Origin of the sequence: Vibrio tritonius, from assembly GCF_001547935.1 — a bacterium.
Lineage (GTDB): Bacteria > Pseudomonadota > Gammaproteobacteria > Enterobacterales > Vibrionaceae > Vibrio > Vibrio tritonius.
In genome coordinates this window covers 807,630-824,685 of the sequence record NZ_AP014635.1, presented here as the reverse complement: position 1 = coordinate 824,685, position 17,056 = coordinate 807,630, and the positions used below count along the sequence as shown (strand labels likewise).

The window sequence follows — 17,056 nt, the reverse complement described above, 5'->3', positions numbered from 1 at the left end:
ACTGACGAACTCATCAGATTAGAACTATTCCTGTTTTATCAGTTCCATTCTGATGCTGAATCCTTAATATAGGAATCACATTGTATAGGCTTTTGCTTTGGGTTCCACTGTTTATCACAAAACTATTTACTCCCTAAGGCAAAGCCAAGATCAAAAGAAACCTTTTAAATAAAGAAGTGTCTTATTTTCAGTTGGTTCAGGAGTCTCACTCGTCACATGTTTGTTAAACGTAACCGTTCTTTGCTTTGTGTATGTATCGCAGCATCGCTATCGTTCACAGCACCTCAAATGAGTCTGGCTCAAGGTAATGATTTACCGGATATTGGCACCGTTGCTGGAGCAACGCTCTCTATCGACCAAGAGTTGCTCTATGGCGATGCTTATATGCGTATGATTCGAGCTAACCAACCCGTCATTAATGATCCGGTACTAAGCGAATACGTTGATACTTTGGGCCATCGTTTAGTTGCCCATGCCGATAACGTCAAAACCCCCTTTCACTTTTTTTTGATTAACGATCATGCCATTAACGCTTTTGCCTTCTTTGGCGGTTATGTCGCTCTGCACTCGGGACTATTTTTAGATACGCAGTCTGAAAGTGAACTGGCCTCGGTTATGGCGCACGAAATATCCCACGTCACTCAGCGCCACCTTGCTCGAAGCATGGAGGCCCAAGCACAACGTTCACCAGCTACTTTGGCCGCTCTAGCCGGTGCGCTTTTGTTAGCGATAGCCGCACCTGAAGCAGGAATCGCAGCCATTACCGCGACCACTGCAGGTAGTATTCAAGGGCAGATTAACTACACTCGTTCAAACGAAAGAGAAGCAGACCGCTTTGGTATGCAAACATTAGCTAAATCAGGCTTTGATGTAATGGCCATGCCACGGTTCTTTTCTCGTTTAGCCGCGGAATATCGCTATTCCAGTAAACCGCCACAAATGTTGCTCACTCACCCCCTTCCAGAAGCTCGAATTACTGACACGCGTGAGCGCGCTCAACAATACCCACAAGAACATCCAACCTCTTCATTGCACTTCTTTTTGGCTCGTAGCCGCGTCATTGCCCGTTATTCAGGCCTCGATGAAAAAGATGCTCTTGATTGGTTTACTCGTACAGCAAAGAAATCCTCTGCTGCAATGGCTCCGGCATTTGAATATGGTAAGGCTCTCGTTTATTTAGACAATGAGAAACTAACTCAAGCCGAAGAAATATTGACTAAACTGGTTAAAAACGATCCGAACAATAACTTTTATCTAGATACAATGTCTGACCTTTATCTAGCGAAAAATCAAGCACATGATGCTGAATTAATGTTACAGAAAGCATTAAAAGAGAACCCTAACAATGCTGTGTTGGAAATTAACTACGGAAATGTGCTTTTAAAAGAAGACAAATTTCAAGACGCTATTCGAGTATTGCAGCGTTATACTCATGATAATCCGAATGATCCTAATGGCTGGAGCCTTTTAGCCGAAGCCAATAGTCGCGCTGGTAACAGCGAAGAAGATTTAGCAGCTAGAGCTGAAATTTTGGCGCTTAAAGCACAGTGGAACAAAGCGATTCAATACTATACTCAAGCTAGTCAGCTTACAAAGCTTGGTAGCTTAGAGCAGGCTCGATATGACGCGAGAATCGATCAGTTAATTCTACAGCGTGAACGCTTTATGGCTCTGCAAAATAAATAAGAAGCAATAGGAAGAAACTATGTCAGTCGTTATCTACCACAATCCAAGATGTTCAAAAAGTCGTGAGACTCTCGTTTTACTGGAGACTAACAACGTAAACCCAGAAATTATTCAGTACTTAGACACACCACCAAGTATTGAACAGCTAAAAACCTTATATGGACAACTTGGATTTACAGAGGTTAGAAAAATGATGCGAACCAAGGAAGAACTGTATAAAAAGCTGAATTTAGCAGATTCGTCACTGACCGATGAACAATTGTTTACTGCGATGGCTGAAAATCCAAAATTGATTGAAAGACCAATTGTTGTGTCAGGTGGTCAAGCACGTATTGGTCGTCCACCAGAACAAGTACTAGAGATTTTATGACCACCACGATTGTTGTACTTTATTACAGTCGCCATGGCAGCACGCTTTCTATTGCAAGACAAATCGCTCGGGGAGTGGAATCCATCCCCGAGTGCGAAGCGGTGCTGCGCACTGTAGAAGATTTATCGTTGGGATCTCGCCAATATGAAGATCCCATCATTACTTTAGACGAACTCAAACAGTGCGACGGACTGGCGCTAGGCAGCCCTGTTTGGTTTGGTAACATGGCTGCAGCCCTAAAACACTTTTGGGACCAAACCACAGCCCTTTGGGTTAACGGCGATCTCATCGATAAACCCGCCTGTGTCTTCACGTCCTCATCAACAATGCATGGTGGACAAGAAACGACACAAAATTCGATGATGCTACCACTCCTGCACCACGGCATGATGGTACTCGGTATTCCCTACTCAGAACCTAAATTGCACACCACAGAACGCGGTGGCACTCCCTATGGAGCTAGTCATGTTGCGCTGCATAAGGCCGGAACAAAACCGACGTTAAGTGGCGATGAAATAGAGCTAGCCCAGCAGTTGGGTAAACGAATTGCAAGCGTAGCTAAAAAGCTAAAAATGGTCGCCGTATAATATTCAGGACATAATCAAAAACAAAAAAAGAAGATCATCCGATCTTCTTTTTTGTTTTAAACCTAATGGGTCACATTTGCCGCTTTGAACCATTTACGGAACACCGCGAGCAGAATCATCAGGCAGCTTAGTTAAGCCACCTAAAATATAGATTTTTAGGCGGTGTATCCGCTTGAGATACCATCGCTGAACCTTGCGCAGTGAGTCCATCACCTGTTACAGCGTTTTCGCCTTGAACTGAGGAATCTACTGATGGTGAACCAACATTGTCACCACTTAATGGATTATCAACCAGTGTATCTTGCATTGTGGCTCCAGTCATTGGCGAGCTGATTGATGGGTCAAGATTGTCGTTGGAGTAATTGGTTTTAATATCACTCATCGGCACACCCATCATGTCCACTTCTTCTAGTTGTTTGGTGCGCATCACTTCTTGCTCGAAATCTTCTGGTGTCGCTAATAAATGCACCTTGTATTCAACTTTATCACCCTGAATACTTAACACATCAAGCGCAGCAACTGAACTTAGTGCTGACAAGGTCTGTTCAAGCGTGAAGAAATCTTGTGCATTCTTTAGACCAGAAAAATCCGCTAACACATATTGGGAAGATTGACTGGCCACCAGCACGGAGTTTTTCTGTGCATAATATTGGCTGACAGCATCAATCAGTTGTTGCATGGCCTGCTCACCAGAAGCATCACCACTTACAGGCTCTTTAATTGAACTAGCCATTTGCTCAGCATTTTGATCATACAAGGTCCAACGCAGGTCTTCACCTTGCGCGCGTATCACCAACACGCCATCGGTTGGATAACGCATACTCGCTTGAGCGATTGGGCCGGTGAACCCACCCCATAAATCCGACGTTTGAATCCCGGTAATATCATCAAAATCACCAACAGGAACCGTGATTGGCAAGCCGCGTAACTGCGCTTCTGTTTGCAAACTTTGCAATAACGGTGAATCAGAGTGTTCCCACATCACCGAACGATCGTAGTTGTTGTCTTCGACTAACCATACCAGTAAGTTCGCTCGATACTCCGGCCAAAAAGGCAATTGGGCTTGAGTCAGTAGCGAACGAATGTGCGGCGCACTAAAACCAAGCTTTACGGTGGGTTGACCGTTATTTTGTCCACTACTGATTTGAGTCAAGTATTGGCTATTGTGATGCAACGCTTTTTTAATCACATCATTATCGAGTGATGCGGTATTCCCCGTAGCACGAACAATTACCTGTTCCATGCCGCGTAAACGCGCATCATCATCGGAATCCTGCTGTTGAGAATCTAAAACGACTTCTGTCTGATATAGATTTACTTTAGTGAGCGCTGAAGCGGGGATAGAAATCAATCCCATTAACAACAAAGCTAAGTAACGCATAAGATTTTTATTGTTCCCTATAAGTGAAGCTTGATGATAAGCAACTATCTCAGCCCGAGCAAGGGATGGGCATCAGGATCGCGTCAATTTTGCTAAGCGATAACGGCTTTTTATCTTTCAACTCCTCAATCCTGCCGTTGCTCAAAGAGATTTGGCATAATGATAACGGCACTCTCTCGTTCATTCCCGCCTATTCAGGATATTTTTGTTTATTAGCAAAAATGAGTATTTTCCTGAGTTAGCTTCTGGCAATCGATTACAAAAGTGGTAGAATCCCACGAATTTTTTATAGCATCAGGGAATCTACGATGAAAAACGCCATTTTGGGCGCGCAAATGCTCTTTGTCGCATTTGGTGCGCTGGTTCTTGTCCCTCTCCTTACGGGGCTCGATCCTAACGTCGCTCTTTTCGGTGCAGGTATCGGCACCCTACTTTTCCAACTTATTACCCGCCGCTCTGTTCCTATCTTCCTCGCCTCTTCCTTCGCTTTTATTGCTCCTATTATGTATGGCACCAAAACCTTTGGTATCGCTGCTACTATGGGTGGACTCATGGTTGCAGGTCTTATTTACGTCATTTTAGGTGCCATAATAAAAGTAAAAGGGGTTAATTTTATTCACAGGCTATTGCCTCCCGTTGTGGTTGGCCCCGTGATTATGGTGATTGGTTTAGGACTTGCTCCAACCGCAGTCAATATGGCAATCGGCAAAACAGGTGATGGCAGTGCGCAGTTGGTTAATGGGGATATTGCAGTTTGGATCTCTCTTGCCTCGCTACTAACAACCATTGTGATCAATGTGTTCGCTAAAGGCTTTTTTAAACTGATTCCTATCTGTGGCGGGATCGTCGTAGGTTATACCCTATCGCTCTTTTTTGGCGTGGTCGATTTTACACCAGTGCATAATGCCGCATGGTTTGCATTACCAAACTTCACTTTCCCTGAATTCAATATCAACGCGATATTGTTCATGATTCCAGTCGCCATTGCACCAGCGGTTGAACACGTAGGAGACATCATTGCTATCTCTAACGTCACAGGTAAAGATTATCTGAAGAAACCAGGGTTACATCGTACCATCACTGGTGACGGGGTCGCGACAATGGCGGCAACCTTCCTAGGTGCGCCACCAAACACTACCTACAGTGAAGTGACTGGTGCTGTTACATTAACTAAAGCTTTTAACCCAGTGATCATGACTTGGGCTGCAGTAACCGCGATCATTTTAGCCTTAGTTGGAAAACTCGGAGCCCTACTGCAAACCATTCCGGTTCCAGTAATGGGTGGCATTATGATGCTCCTGTTTGGGTCGATTGCAACGGTCGGTTTGAATGCGTTAATCAAACACAACGTAGATTTGCACAAATCGCGTAACCTCGTGATTGTTGCCGTTACACTAGTGTTTGGTATCGGTGGCATGGCCTTTGGTATCGGCGACTTTAGCCTACAAGGTGTCAGCCTTTGTGGTATTGTTGCGATTCTATTGAACTTACTTCTGCCGCAAGATCTCGGCGAAAATCACATCGTAGATAAAGCAGACGTTGATAACGAATAGAGCGTTTTACGCTCCTGTGTTTTCGACCTCGCTAAGATATTATTTAGCTAGAAAAAGGCCTCATGTAATATGAGGCCTTTTTTTGTTGTCAATTTTCCATACTTAATCGACACAAAGGTTCACAAATTGAGCACGAGTCAACGTCGCTAAATCTTTGGGGGCCAACTCAATTTCTAAACCTCGTTTACCAGCGCTAACGCACATGGTGGGTAAATTTAACGCGCTTTCATGGATAAACGTCGGTAATGCTTTTTTCTGTCCTAAAGGACTGATTCCACCAACGACATAACCCGTCGTTTTCTGGGCAATCTCAGGGTTAGCCATATCCGCTTTTTTGCCTTTTGCCGCCTTGGCTGCCAATTTTAGATTCAAGCGGTGGTCAACAGGAATCACGGCGACCGCCAAATTCTTCTCCTCACCATTAAGACAAAACAGCAATGTCTTAAATACGGTCGCAGGGTCTTGCCCCAACAGCTCGGCCGCCTCTTCGCCATAACTGGCAGCGCTAGGATCATGTTCGTAGGAGTGAATGGTGTGTGGGACTTTTTTCTTTTTTGCTAAATTGATGGCTGGGGTCATGGTAGCTCATTTCCTTATACTCATCAGGATAAGTGGCATAACCTATAGTGATTCGTAGAGTGTCAATAAAAACGGGCAGTTGCCAATGCAACTGCCCGTTAGTTAAAGCAATTTAACGAAAAGAGTCAACCTTAAAGTTTGTAGACAATTTCGCCTTTAGGGGCGAATTGATTCACATCCAATGGGCTATTTTCTTCTAAGAACTGTTTGAGCACTTCAGCATCAACAAACCCAGTCGTCACAAAACCAGTACGGTCGGTGAGCTTAGGATAGCCATCACCACCCGCCGCATTAAAGCTTGGTACGGTAAAGCGATAAGTCTTATTCATATCCAAAGCTTTACCGCCAACCTTAACGTTAGACACGGATGTTTTACCCACGGTCATACTAATCCCCGCAAATTGTGGGTAAGCACCGGAATCAACTGGCTTAGTAGCAACCGTATCTAAGTACTCTTTAACCTCTTTACCCTTCATATCGATGTAAGTAATGATATTGCCAAACGGTTGAACTTTAAGTACATCTTTGTAGGTCACATCGCCTTTATCGATGGAATCACGTACTCCACCTGAGTTCATAATGGCGAAATCCGCTTTCGCGCGCTGCATATGTGCAGTGGCAATCAAACGGCCCAAGTTGGTTTGATGGAAACGTACCACATTACGATCACCTTCCAACTTGTCGTTAATCTTGGCGATTTTCACGTTAAGCTGCGCTTGGCCTTTGTCTTGATATGGACGCAAGAAATCCAGCATCGCTTTATCTTCTGCGATTTGGTGCGTTGCATACACTTTCTCTGATTGACCATTCACCATGACTTTTTTCTTCATGTTTACTGGAATCAGGTTATAGCTCACCATACGCAATTCGCCATTGCGGAATTCGTAATCAGCACGACCTACGTATTTACCCCATTCATGAGCTTGCACAATATATGTGCCGTTTTGGTAATCCGGTTTGCACGCATCGCCTGGTTGGAAGTTTTTCTTCATCACGTTAGGGCCTTCCATACAGACAGGGTCCTGTGAGTGACCACCAACGATCATATCAAGGTCACCTTTAGGTAGGTAACGAGCCAGCGATACATCACCTGGGGCGTTAATACCATATTGACCATTCTGATAATGACCCATATGAGTCACAGCGAAGATCAAATCAGGATGTTCGGTCTTTTTCAGCTCATCAATCACTTTCTTCGCTTCAACTTTAGGGTCGCGGAAATCAAAGCCACTGATGTATTCAGGGTTACCGATTTTGGCGGTATCTTCCGTAGTTAAACCGATAACGGCAATTTTTACCCCTTGCTCATCGAAGATTTGATATGGCTGGAAGAGGCGTTTACCGGTTTTCTTGTCATAAATATTGGCAGAGAGCAGCGGGAAATGTGCCCAGTTTTTTTGCTTCAACAGCACTTTTAGAGGGTTATCAAACTCATGGTTACCGATCGCCATCGCATCGTAACCAATTTTGTTCATCCCTTTAAAATCGGGTTCTGCATCTTGTAAGTCCGACTCTGGTACACCGGTGTTAATATCACCACCTGAGAACAATAAGACACTGCCACCCTGTTTCGCCACGTCGTTGCGGATTTGCTCGACTAACGTCTTACGCGCGGCCATACCATACTCACCATATTGGTTTTGCCAAAAACGACCATGGTGATCGTTGGTATGTAGGATGGTCAATTTGTAGGTTTTGTCTTGTTGCCACTCATGTGCTGGTTGACTGGCACATCCCGCCAGTACCGTCATAATAGCGGCGCTTAATGCTGTTTTTAAAATCACACCGTGTTTCATTGTCATACCTTTGAACGTTTAATATCCACTGCTGTAGGGCGTTAATGCAGGGAAGGTTCCCAAAACGAAACATGGTTAAGCACTTCCCTGTACTACGCATATCGATTAGGTTACAAACTTATGCATTCAAGGTCACGTTATAAATGAAGTGAATAGCGGCATTGCGTGATAAACACACGTAAACCCCATTGATTTTCCATAAAAAAACCACCTTGCGGTGGTTTTTTAAATTTCTCTAACCCAAAAGCTTAGCGAATATCGATTTCAGTAAAGCTTTTAACTAAATCATCCAGCGCTTTCATTTGCGCTAAGAATGGTTCTAGTTTATCGAGTGGTAACGCAGATGGACCATCACAACGTGCTTGATCTGGATTTGGGTGCGCTTCAATGAACAGACCAGCAATACCGGTCGCAAGACCTGCCTTTGCCAATTCAACTGTTTGTTGGCGACGACCACCAGATGCTGCACCAGATGGATCGCGCATTTGCAATGAGTGAGTCACATCAAAGATGATTGGGCTGCCATTAGACGCTTTTTTCATTACGCCAAAACCTAGCATATCCACAACTAAATTATCGTAACCGTGGCAAGCACCACGTTCACATAGGATAATCTTGTCATTACCGCATTCAGCAAACTTCTCAACAATGTTGCCTACTTGACCAGGACTCATAAATTGAGGTTTCTTCACGTTGATTACCGCACCTGTTTTTGCCATTGCTTCAACAAGGTCAGTTTGACGAGCAAGGAAAGCAGGAAGTTGGATAACGTCTACGACATCAGCCACTGGTTGCGCTTGAGCTTCGTTATGTACGTCAGTGATGATTTTCACACCGAAAGTATCTTTCAGCTCTTGGAAAATCTTCATCCCTTCTTCTAAACCAGGACCACGGTAAGAGTGAACAGAACTGCGGTTTGCTTTGTCGAAAGACGCCTTAAATACGTAAGGAATACCTAGCTTCTCTGTCACTTTTACATAGTGTTCACAGATCTGCATCGCTAAATCACGTGATTCCAATACGTTCATACCGGCAAATAAGGTAAATGGTTTGTCGTTAGCAACAGGAATATCGCCTACATGAACAATTTTTTGTTCCATTTTAATCTCTCTTGTAATGGTTAGTGCACCGTCACATGGGAGTGACTTAGGGCACTGACTTGAGTTTTTAACAATTCTGCTGCGGGATCATCCGGACAATGCTCAATAAAATATTGATAGTCGGAAATAGCCACCTGATGACAGTCTAACTGTTGATAGATAAATCCGCGATCACGAATTTCATAAGGATCATCAGGAACAAAGGTTAACGCCAAGTCGGTACAGCGCAACGCCAAGGTATATCGCTCTTCACGCAATAAAGCACTTTTTAGTAGCGCTAACCAGCGGCCAATAATCGTTGGATGATCCGCTTCTTGAAGATGTTCTGCTTTCAACTTGCTTAAAGGGCCTTTATGACCAATTAACCAAGCTTGCAAGGTGTGATGAGAAACGTATTCACCGGAAAATGGGTTGATGTATTTTGCCGCTTCGTCAGGCCAATCTACCTGAACCAAAAACTGAGTGGGGAAATTAATGCCTTTCAGCGTAAAGCCAAGCTTGGAGCCGAAGTAAAGCAACAAAGCGCCTAAACTCACAGGAACCCCTTTGCGCCTTTCCAATACCTTGTCAATAAAGGCATTATTGGAGTCAAAATACGCGTCACGATCGCCCTCAAAACCCCATTCGACATAAAATAGATGCAAAAAAGCTTCTAAACGTTGAGGATCTGTCAGCCCATCCGCATCTTTAAGACGCTGCTGCGCTTCTGCCAGTAGGCGAGCCAATTCTCCATTCGCCCACTCAACTCGCGTGTCAGAATTAATGGCTTTGTTGAGCGCAAGAGCCCCCTCAACTAGCTCCATTGCGTCAAAGTCATCGTCGGATAAATTTAACATCAAAGTACTCTGTATTTAGCTAAAAAACATCGGTAGTTTAGTCACCGCAATCTTCCCTGCCATGGCTAACCAACCCAGTGCCCCAAAAAACGCGAATGTGCGTAACATTTTATTGCGGCCAATCTTGAGCGCGAAAAAGCCCAATGCAATATACGCAATCACACACGTTAGTTTACTCATCATCCACGGTACTGCAGGCGACCATGGTACAAAACCTGTGATATAAATCAGTGCGATACCTGTCAGTAATAACGCCGTATCGTTAACATGAGGAAAAATTTTTAAGAATTTGTTCTGTAATTTTGGGGAATCCATCATCATTAACACATAACGAATACTCAGTAAGAACACACTGATGCCTATGGTTAATAGATGTAAATTTTTGAGAAAAACGTACATTGCGTTGCTCGCTATTGTTGAAACTGACCTAAAGTGACACGATCTTGTCCGGCATAATCCTGTACTGTAGCCACTTGGTGATACCCCAAATTAATCATAATGCTACGCACCGCCTCACCTTGATCATAACCATGCTCAAATGCCAACCAGCCTTGGTCGGTCAAAAATGCCCGAGCCTCTTGGCTAATGTATTTAATATCAGCAAGACCATTATCTTCTGCCACAAGAGCAGTTAACGGTTCAAATCGAACATCGCCCTGCGTCAAATGAGGGTCATTTTTTTCAATGTACGGTGGATTCGATACTATCAAAGCAAACTTCGTACCGCTTTGTAATGGTTCAAACCAACTACCGTGCAAAAAGGTGACATTGGTAATGTTTAGCCGCTCTGCATTACTGGTGGCAAGTTGCTGAGCTTGCGGTTGTAGATCAATCCCCACCACCTCTCGATGTGGCAACTCGGAGGCTAAAGCCAGCGCAATCGCCCCCGTCCCCGTACCTAAATCAAGAATGGCGCCTTGCTCGCCCGCTTTTTCTAAAGCGACTTCCACCAAGCGTTCAGTATCCGGACGGGGAATCAAAGTAGAAGGAGAGACTTTTAGAGGTAATGACCAAAATTCGCGCTCACCAATAATATAGGCGACAGGCTCACCTTGAACTCGACGTTCAATCAACTGGTTAAATTGAGTTAACTGATCTTGATTAAGAAGCTTGTCGGGCCAAGTGAGTAAGTAAGAACGAGGTTTATCTAAGGTATGGCAAAGCAGTACCGCCGCATCGAGCGACGGCGAATCACTGCCACTTGCCTCTAGCTGTGAAATTGCCGCCTTTAAGGCGGCATCTAAAGTCTGTGACATGAATTAGTTTTGCTCAGCTAAAGCCGCCAATTGATCCGCTTGGTGCTCTTGGATCACAGGATCGATAAGCGTTTGCATGTCTCCTTCCATCACTTCACTTAAACGGTAAACCGTTAAGTTAATGCGGTGATCTGACACACGGCCTTGCGGGTAGTTATAGGTACGGATACGGTCACTACGATCCCCCGAACCAAGTAGGTTACGGCGCGTGTCTGAAATTTCTGCCGCACGCTTCGCTTCTTCAGCTTGGGCAATACGTGCAGCAAGCACAGACATCGCTTTAGCTTTGTTCTTATGTTGTGAACGCTCGTCCTGACATTCCACCACAATACCCGTTGGTAAGTGAGTAATACGAATAGCTGAGTCGGTGGTGTTTACGTGCTGACCACCCGCACCAGAGGAACGGAAGGTATCAATACGCAAATCACCGGTACGAATTTCTGGAATCTCAGCTTCAGGAATTTCTGGCATAACAGCGACAGTACATGCAGAGGTATGAACACGTCCTTGCGATTCGGTTTCAGGCACTCGTTGTACGCGGTGACCACCTGATTCGAATTTTAGAACGCCGTAAGCACCTTCACCATTCACTTTCGCGATCATCTCTTTGTAACCGCCGTGCTCAGCTTCGTTGGAAGACATCACTTCAATCTTCCAACCTTTCTTCTCAGCAAAACGGCTGTACATGCGGAACAAATCACCAGCAAAGATACCCGCTTCATCGCCGCCAGCACCCGCACGGATTTCGAGGAAACAGTTACGGTCGTCATTTGGATCTTTAGGCAGTAGTAGAATTTCTAATTCAGCTGCCAGTTGTTCAATCGATGCACTCGCAGCAGCCACTTCTTCTTCGGCCATTTCACGCATTTCTGCGTCATCTTCTTTCGCCATCTCTTGTGCTGCAGCTAAGTCTTCTTGAGCTTGTTTGTAAGCTTGAAAACACTTGGTAATCTCTTCCAACTGCGAATACTCTTTTGACAGAGCACGGAATTTATCTTGATCGCCAATCACTCCTGGGTCACCAAGAAGGTGTTGAACTTCTTCATAACGTTCAACTAAGGTTTCAAGCTTTACTAAAATCGACGCTTTCATAGATTCTTCTTTAACTCGGATTAACTTTATTGTTGAGGGTCATCAAGACCCAAACTTTGTCTGATTACGGCTAGTTTAGCTGGCTCCCCCTGCTCTGCTGCACTTTGTAAAGCACGAGTTGGAGCATGAATCAGTTTATTAGTCAGTTTTTTGCTCAGTTCAATGAGCAATTTTTCTGGATCGCCACCGGATGCCAGCGCTTGCAAACTTTTCTGTAATAGCTCTTCGCGAATATCGTTAGAGCTTTGACGATATTCGCGAATACTATCAACCGCTTGCAGTGAGCGCATCCATGACATAAAAGAAGCACTCTCTTCACTGACAATGGCTTCTGCCTGTACCGCTTCCACTTTACGCTGTTCGAGGTTGTTATCGACGATCGATTGCAGATCATCAACGGAGTAAAGGTAAACATCACTTAAACCACCAACTTGGGCCTCAATATCGCGCGGCACGGCAATATCGACCAATAACATGGGTTGGTAACGACGCTTTTTCAGTGCGGTTTCAACCATCCCTTTACCGATTATCGGCAATGGGCTTGCCGTCGAACTAATCACAATATCCGCATATTGCAAGTAATCGGGAATTTCATTCAAGGTAATGACCTCACCGCCAAACTGGTCTGCTAATACTTTGGCTCGTTCTATCGTTCGGTTAGCAACAATCATACGTTTACAATTGTGCCCCGCCAAATGTGTGGCCACTAACTCAATTGTCTCACCAGCACCAACTAACAAGACGGTAGCATCATCAAGGGATTCGAAAATGTGTTTCGCTAACGTACACGCGGCATAGGCTACTGAAACGGCATGACCACCAATATCGGTCTCGGTACGAACCCGCTTCGCAACAGAAAAGGCTTTTTGGAACAGCTTTTCTAAAGCTGGGTCAACCGCATGGTTTTCACGCGAGTCTGAATACGCCTGCTTCACTTGCCCAAGAATTTGTGGCTCACCTAATACCAATGAATCTAACCCACACGAAACTCGCATTAAATGACGAATCGCCGCTTGTTCTTCATGCACATATAAGCTGGGCTTAATATCTTCCAATTTCAGTTCATGAAATTGCGACAACCACTCAATCACCTTGTTTTTGCTAGCCGATTTAACATCACAATAGATCTCCGTACGGTTACAGGTAGACAAAATTACGCCACCATTTACGTGGGAGCTGGTTGATAACTGCGTTAGAGCATCTTTCAGTTTTTCTGGACCGAAGGCGACTTTTTCTCGCAATTCAACCGACGCTGTATTGTGGTTAATACCAATAGCAAGCAAAGACATCGATAGAGGATTCTCTGGTAAGAAAATTGATCAGGAGCAGAATTTTACTTGATGCCCAGTATGATTGAAAGCCTGAAGCCAATTTGTTTTCACGACTTTCTGACATCAATGTTATAGTTTATACCCAAAATAGAGCAGAGTCCTACTCTGCATTGAAGAGGTTTACTTAAGGTCCATTTCCATTACTAAGTCGTTGGTTAGTTGCTCATATCGGCTTAAATAATTTGCATAAACCACAACTTAAGACCTAAAAAATGAACTTGCTTCATTCACGAAATACTCCACTTTTCAAACAATAGATAAGAAAAGAGAACAAATAATGACATTGGCTGCTAACCGTTTTTTAATATTATTCACCCTGTTATTTGTATTAGCTGGGTGTAGTACCGTATCAAACACACCGATTACAAATATTGATTGGCAAGCTCATCAGGCTAGGCTCGATAAGATCGAACAGTTCAAAATCTCTGGCAAATTGGGTTATATCTCTCCCGAAAAGCGCCAATCACTTAACTTTCAATGGCAAAAAGGTCCTAACAGCTCAGATCTCAGACTAACAAGCTTTTTAGGTCAAACCGTACTTCACCTTACGGTGACAGAGCAAGGCGCTCAGGTAGAGACCTACGACGACCAAATTTTTCGAGCTCAAGACGCGCAAACATTGATAGCCCAACTCACCGGCTTATCAATTCCAGTCGCACCATTAGAGCATTGGATTCTTGGCCAACCTAGCGATGCTGACGATTATATCCTTAATAACAACAATACATTAGCGTCGCTTGTTAAAGCGATTGGCCCACAACGTTGGTTAGTGACTTATAACGCTTATGAGCTGGTTGAAGTGGCAAATGAAAAACCATTGGCTCTACCAACTAAACTCAAGCTAACTCAAGCCAACACCAAACTGAATATTGTGATATCGAAATGGACTCTGCCTCAATGATTACCACCGAAACGCATTGGCCTTCACCAGCGAAATTAAATCTGTTCTTGTACATCAATGGACAACAAGCTAACGGTTACCATGAGTTACAAACCCTGTTCCAGTTCTTAGATCATGGTGATGAGCTGAGTATCCAAGCCAATGACAGCGGAGAAATCACCCTAACTCCTGCCATCGAAGGCGTTGCATTAGAAGACAATTTGATTTGGAAAGCCGCTCGTTTACTGCAAGAAAAAAGCGGTTGTCGTTTGGGCGCTGCGATAAAACTTACCAAGGTGTTGCCGATGGGCGGCGGTATTGGGGGCGGCTCTTCAAATGCCGCGACCACTCTGGTTGCCCTCAATCATCTGTGGCAAACCAATTTAAACGATGACGAACTGGCCCAATTAGGTTTATCTCTAGGGGCTGATGTGCCGGTTTTCGTGCGTGGCTTTGCTGCATTTGCCGAAGGGGTTGGTGAACAATTAACCCAAGTAACACCAGAAGAGAAGTGGTACTTAGTGATCAGACCCAATGTCTCGATTGCAACAAAGGAAATTTTCACTCATCCAGATTTAACCCGAGACACGCCAAAGCGAGATTTAGCAACACTTCTTGCCACTCAGTACGAAAACGATTGCGAAAAAATTGTCCGTTTACTGTACCCAGAGGTTGATAAGAAACTTTCATGGCTGCTACAATACGCGCCGTCAAGATTGACCGGGACGGGATCTTGCGTTTTTGCCGAGTTTTCCAGTAAGCAAGAAGCAAATGCTGTCCTTGCCGAACTTGTTGATAATGTCTCAGCGTTTGTCGCCCAAGGGCGCAATATTTCCCCGCTAAAAGAGACATTGGCTGTGTATAAAGCAGCCCAGACCCTTTCTATTTAAAAACTGGACGCAACCCTGAGGTTTCCACCGTGCCTGATATGAAGCTATTTGCTGGTAACGCCACACCTGAACTAGCCCAACGTATTGCTGAACGTCTCTACATTTCCCTTGGTGATGCAACTGTTTCCCGTTTTTCCGACGGTGAAGTTGCAGTACAAATTAACGAAAATGTACGCGGTAGCGATGTATTCATCATCCAATCAACCTGCGCACCAACCAATGACAACCTAATTGAATTGGTGGTAATGATTGACGCGATGCGCCGAGCTTCAGCAGGCCGTATTACTGCTGTGATCCCATACTTTGGTTATGCTCGTCAAGACCGTCGCGTACGTTCTGCTCGTGTGCCAATTACTGCAAAAGTTGTTGCAGATTTCCTTTCTAACGTCGGCGTTGACCGTGTTCTTACTATCGACCTTCATGCTGAACAAATTCAAGGCTTCTTTGATGTTCCAGTGGACAACATTTTTGGTACTCCTGTCCTACTAGAAGACATGAAAGAGCGCGCACTAGAAGATCCAGTTGTGGTATCTCCTGACCTAGGCGGCGTTGTACGTGCTCGTGCAACAGCAAAAGCCATGGGTGACATCGATATCGCTATTGTTGATAAACGTCGCCCTCGCGCTAACGTTTCTGAGGTGATGAACCTTATTGGTGACGTTGAAGGTCGTGACTGCATCATCGTTGATGATATGATCGACACAGGCGGCACACTATGTAAAGCGGCAGAAGCATTAAAGAACCGTGGCGCAAAACGTGTATTTGCTTACGCAACTCACGCAGTTTTCTCAGGCAACGCTGCGAAAAACATCAAAAACTCTGTGTTAGACCAAGTGATCGTCACTGATTCAATCACACTAACCAAAGAGATGGCCGCAACCGGCAAAGTAAGTCAATTAACACTTTCTACTATGCTGGCTGAAGCGATTCGTCGCATCAGTAACGAAGAATCAATCTCAGCAATGTTTAACCAATAATTCTGGTTCAAATTGCGATAAAACGCCTTATCTTCGGATAGGGCGTTTTTTTATGGCGCATGAGCAGTTGGGCACTCTATCGCCCTAAATGATAAATCTGTGCTATCATACGGCGCTTTTCTGTTTACGAAGGGATAACACCTTGAGTCAACCAATAAAATTGCTCGTCGGATTAGGCAATCCGGGAGCGGAATATGAGCGTACTCGCCATAACGCTGGCGCTTGGGTTGTTGAAGAACTGGCCCGCATGAACAACGTTGTACTTAAGAATGAACCTAAATTCTTTGGTTTGACGGCACGTATCATGAAAGATGGTGAAGATTTGCGTTTGCTTATTCCGACAACCTATATGAATCTATCTGGTAAGGCGATTGCAGCCCTAGCGAAGTTTTACCAGATCGCTCCTGAAGAAATCATGGTCGCCCATGATGAACTGGATCTTCCACCGGGAGTGGCTAAATTCAAGAAAGGGGGCGGTCATGGTGGCCATAACGGCTTAAAAGACACCATTTCCAAACTCGGTAACAACAAAGAATTTTACCGTCTGCGGATTGGCATTGGCCATCCTGGACATAAAGATAAAGTAGCTGGCTATGTGTTAGGCAAAGCTCCTGCTAAAGAGCAAGAGTGTTTAAATGCCGTGGTAGACGAATCCGTTCGTTGCCTAGACATTTTGCTGAAAGATGGTCTAACAAAAGCACAAAACCGCTTACACACGTTCAAAGCTGAATAAGGTTATAGT

General features: G+C 44.5%; 17 protein-coding genes. 8 read left to right on the top strand and 9 right to left on the bottom strand.

What is annotated here, in order from left to right:
• The first annotated feature begins 216 nt into the window (after positions 1-216).
• From bepA to wrbA, 3 genes are read left to right on the top strand one after another with little or no spacing between them, the layout of a single operon-like run.
• Positions 217-1,686, top strand: coding sequence for a beta-barrel assembly-enhancing protease (bepA, locus tag JCM16456_RS03875; RefSeq protein WP_068712524.1), 1,470 nt, complete (start codon positions 217-219; stop codon positions 1,684-1,686).
• Between the two features lie 19 nt (positions 1,687-1,705).
• Complete coding sequence (gene arsC / locus JCM16456_RS03870; protein WP_068712522.1) at positions 1,706-2,056, top strand: arsenate reductase (glutaredoxin); 351 nt, start codon at positions 1,706-1,708, stop codon at positions 2,054-2,056.
• Positions 2,053-2,643: an NAD(P)H:quinone oxidoreductase gene (gene wrbA / locus JCM16456_RS03865; RefSeq protein ID WP_068712520.1), complete on the top strand. Its 591-nt coding sequence runs from the start codon at positions 2,053-2,055 to the stop codon at positions 2,641-2,643. Before arsC ends, wrbA begins: the two co-directional genes overlap by 4 nt.
• Positions 2,644-2,770: 127 nt before the next feature.
• On the opposite strand, the gene JCM16456_RS03860 is transcribed toward wrbA, so the two are convergent.
• Positions 2,771-4,024: a DUF2066 domain-containing protein gene (locus tag JCM16456_RS03860; protein WP_068712518.1), complete on the bottom strand. Its 1,254-nt coding sequence runs from the start codon at positions 4,022-4,024 to the stop codon at positions 2,771-2,773.
• Positions 4,025-4,332: 308 nt separating this feature from the next.
• Here JCM16456_RS03860 and JCM16456_RS03855 point away from each other — a divergent pair, with 308 nt between their 5' ends.
• Positions 4,333-5,577 (top strand): uracil-xanthine permease family protein, encoded by a 1,245-nt coding sequence (locus JCM16456_RS03855; protein ID WP_068712516.1) that lies wholly within the window; start codon positions 4,333-4,335, stop codon positions 5,575-5,577.
• Between the two features lie 102 nt (positions 5,578-5,679).
• Here JCM16456_RS03855 and ybaK read toward each other — a convergent pair whose 3' ends face one another.
• From ybaK to hemA, 8 genes are all read right to left on the bottom strand, one after another.
• The gene (gene ybaK, locus JCM16456_RS03850; protein WP_068712514.1) at positions 5,680-6,156 is read right to left on the bottom strand and encodes a Cys-tRNA(Pro) deacylase; all 477 of its coding nucleotides are present in this window, start codon (positions 6,154-6,156) and stop codon (positions 5,680-5,682) included.
• 131 nt (positions 6,157-6,287) lie between these two features.
• Positions 6,288-7,952 carry a bifunctional UDP-sugar hydrolase/5'-nucleotidase UshA gene (gene ushA, locus JCM16456_RS03845; RefSeq protein ID WP_068712512.1) on the bottom strand — a complete coding sequence of 555 codons (1,665 nt, stop codon included), beginning with the start codon at positions 7,950-7,952 and terminating at the stop codon, positions 6,288-6,290.
• A gap of 248 nt (positions 7,953-8,200) precedes the next feature.
• Entirely contained in the window at positions 8,201-9,052 is an 852-nt protein-coding gene (gene kdsA / locus JCM16456_RS03840; protein WP_068712510.1) for a 3-deoxy-8-phosphooctulonate synthase, read from the bottom strand.
• Positions 9,053-9,072: 20 nt separating this feature from the next.
• Positions 9,073-9,888, bottom strand: a complete 816-nt coding sequence (locus tag JCM16456_RS03835) for a SirB1 family protein (protein WP_068712508.1) — start codon at positions 9,886-9,888, stop codon at positions 9,073-9,075.
• 15 nt (positions 9,889-9,903) lie between these two features.
• Positions 9,904-10,287, bottom strand: a complete 384-nt coding sequence (locus JCM16456_RS03830; protein WP_068712506.1) for a SirB2 family protein — start codon at positions 10,285-10,287, stop codon at positions 9,904-9,906.
• Positions 10,288-10,298: 11 nt separating this feature from the next.
• Positions 10,299-11,144 (bottom strand): peptide chain release factor N(5)-glutamine methyltransferase, encoded by an 846-nt coding sequence (prmC, locus tag JCM16456_RS03825; RefSeq protein ID WP_068712504.1) that lies wholly within the window; start codon positions 11,142-11,144, stop codon positions 10,299-10,301.
• Between the two features lie 3 nt (positions 11,145-11,147).
• A complete protein-coding gene (gene prfA, locus JCM16456_RS03820; protein WP_068712502.1) occupies positions 11,148-12,236 on the bottom strand; it encodes a peptide chain release factor 1 in 1,089 nt (362 codons plus the stop codon).
• A gap of 26 nt (positions 12,237-12,262) precedes the next feature.
• Positions 12,263-13,525, bottom strand: a complete 1,263-nt coding sequence (gene hemA, locus JCM16456_RS03815; RefSeq protein ID WP_068712500.1) for a glutamyl-tRNA reductase — start codon at positions 13,523-13,525, stop codon at positions 12,263-12,265.
• Between the two features lie 319 nt (positions 13,526-13,844).
• Here hemA and lolB point away from each other — a divergent pair, with 319 nt between their 5' ends.
• The 4 genes from lolB to pth all read left to right on the top strand — a co-directional run bounded on the left by lolB (position 13,845) and on the right by pth (position 17,047).
• Positions 13,845-14,468, top strand: a complete 624-nt coding sequence (lolB, locus tag JCM16456_RS03810) for a lipoprotein insertase outer membrane protein LolB (RefSeq protein WP_068712498.1) — start codon at positions 13,845-13,847, stop codon at positions 14,466-14,468.
• On the top strand, positions 14,465-15,337 hold the full coding sequence (gene ispE, locus JCM16456_RS03805) for a 4-(cytidine 5'-diphospho)-2-C-methyl-D-erythritol kinase (RefSeq protein ID WP_068712496.1): 873 nt from the start codon (positions 14,465-14,467) through the stop codon (positions 15,335-15,337). Before lolB ends, ispE begins: the two co-directional genes overlap by 4 nt.
• Before the next feature lie 29 nt (positions 15,338-15,366).
• Entirely contained in the window at positions 15,367-16,314 is a 948-nt protein-coding gene (locus tag JCM16456_RS03800) for a ribose-phosphate pyrophosphokinase (protein ID WP_068712495.1), read from the top strand.
• Between the two features lie 142 nt (positions 16,315-16,456).
• Positions 16,457-17,047, top strand: coding sequence for an aminoacyl-tRNA hydrolase (gene pth, locus JCM16456_RS03795; RefSeq protein ID WP_068712493.1), 591 nt, complete (start codon positions 16,457-16,459; stop codon positions 17,045-17,047).
• Positions 17,048-17,056: the final 9 nt, after the last annotated feature.

Bases quoted from the DNA above. Each gene is read 5' to 3' on its own strand.
- JCM16456_RS03835 (WP_068712508.1), bottom strand. From the start codon at position 9,888: ATGTTAAATTTATCCGACGATGACTTTGACGCAATGGAGCTAGTTGAG.
- ushA (WP_068712512.1), bottom strand. From the start codon at position 7,952: ATGAAACACGGTGTGATTTTAAAAACAGCATTAAGCGCCGCTATTATG.
- JCM16456_RS03830 (WP_068712506.1), bottom strand. From the start codon at position 10,287: ATGTACGTTTTTCTCAAAAATTTACATCTATTAACCATAGGCATCAGT.
- hemA (WP_068712500.1), bottom strand. From the start codon at position 13,525: ATGTCTTTGCTTGCTATTGGTATTAACCACAATACAGCGTCGGTTGAA.
- JCM16456_RS03860 (WP_068712518.1), bottom strand. From the start codon at position 4,024: ATGCGTTACTTAGCTTTGTTGTTAATGGGATTGATTTCTATCCCCGCT.
- wrbA (WP_068712520.1), top strand. From the start codon at position 2,053: ATGACCACCACGATTGTTGTACTTTATTACAGTCGCCATGGCAGCACG.
- arsC (WP_068712522.1), top strand. From the start codon at position 1,706: ATGTCAGTCGTTATCTACCACAATCCAAGATGTTCAAAAAGTCGTGAG.
- bepA (WP_068712524.1), top strand. From the start codon at position 217: ATGTTTGTTAAACGTAACCGTTCTTTGCTTTGTGTATGTATCGCAGCA.
- ispE (WP_068712496.1), top strand. From the start codon at position 14,465: ATGATTACCACCGAAACGCATTGGCCTTCACCAGCGAAATTAAATCTG.
- JCM16456_RS03855 (WP_068712516.1), top strand. From the start codon at position 4,333: ATGAAAAACGCCATTTTGGGCGCGCAAATGCTCTTTGTCGCATTTGGT.
- ybaK (WP_068712514.1), bottom strand. From the start codon at position 6,156: ATGACCCCAGCCATCAATTTAGCAAAAAAGAAAAAAGTCCCACACACC.
- lolB (WP_068712498.1), top strand. From the start codon at position 13,845: ATGACATTGGCTGCTAACCGTTTTTTAATATTATTCACCCTGTTATTT.
- prmC (WP_068712504.1), bottom strand. From the start codon at position 11,144: ATGTCACAGACTTTAGATGCCGCCTTAAAGGCGGCAATTTCACAGCTA.
- prfA (WP_068712502.1), bottom strand. From the start codon at position 12,236: ATGAAAGCGTCGATTTTAGTAAAGCTTGAAACCTTAGTTGAACGTTAT.
- kdsA (WP_068712510.1), bottom strand. From the start codon at position 9,052: ATGGAACAAAAAATTGTTCATGTAGGCGATATTCCTGTTGCTAACGAC.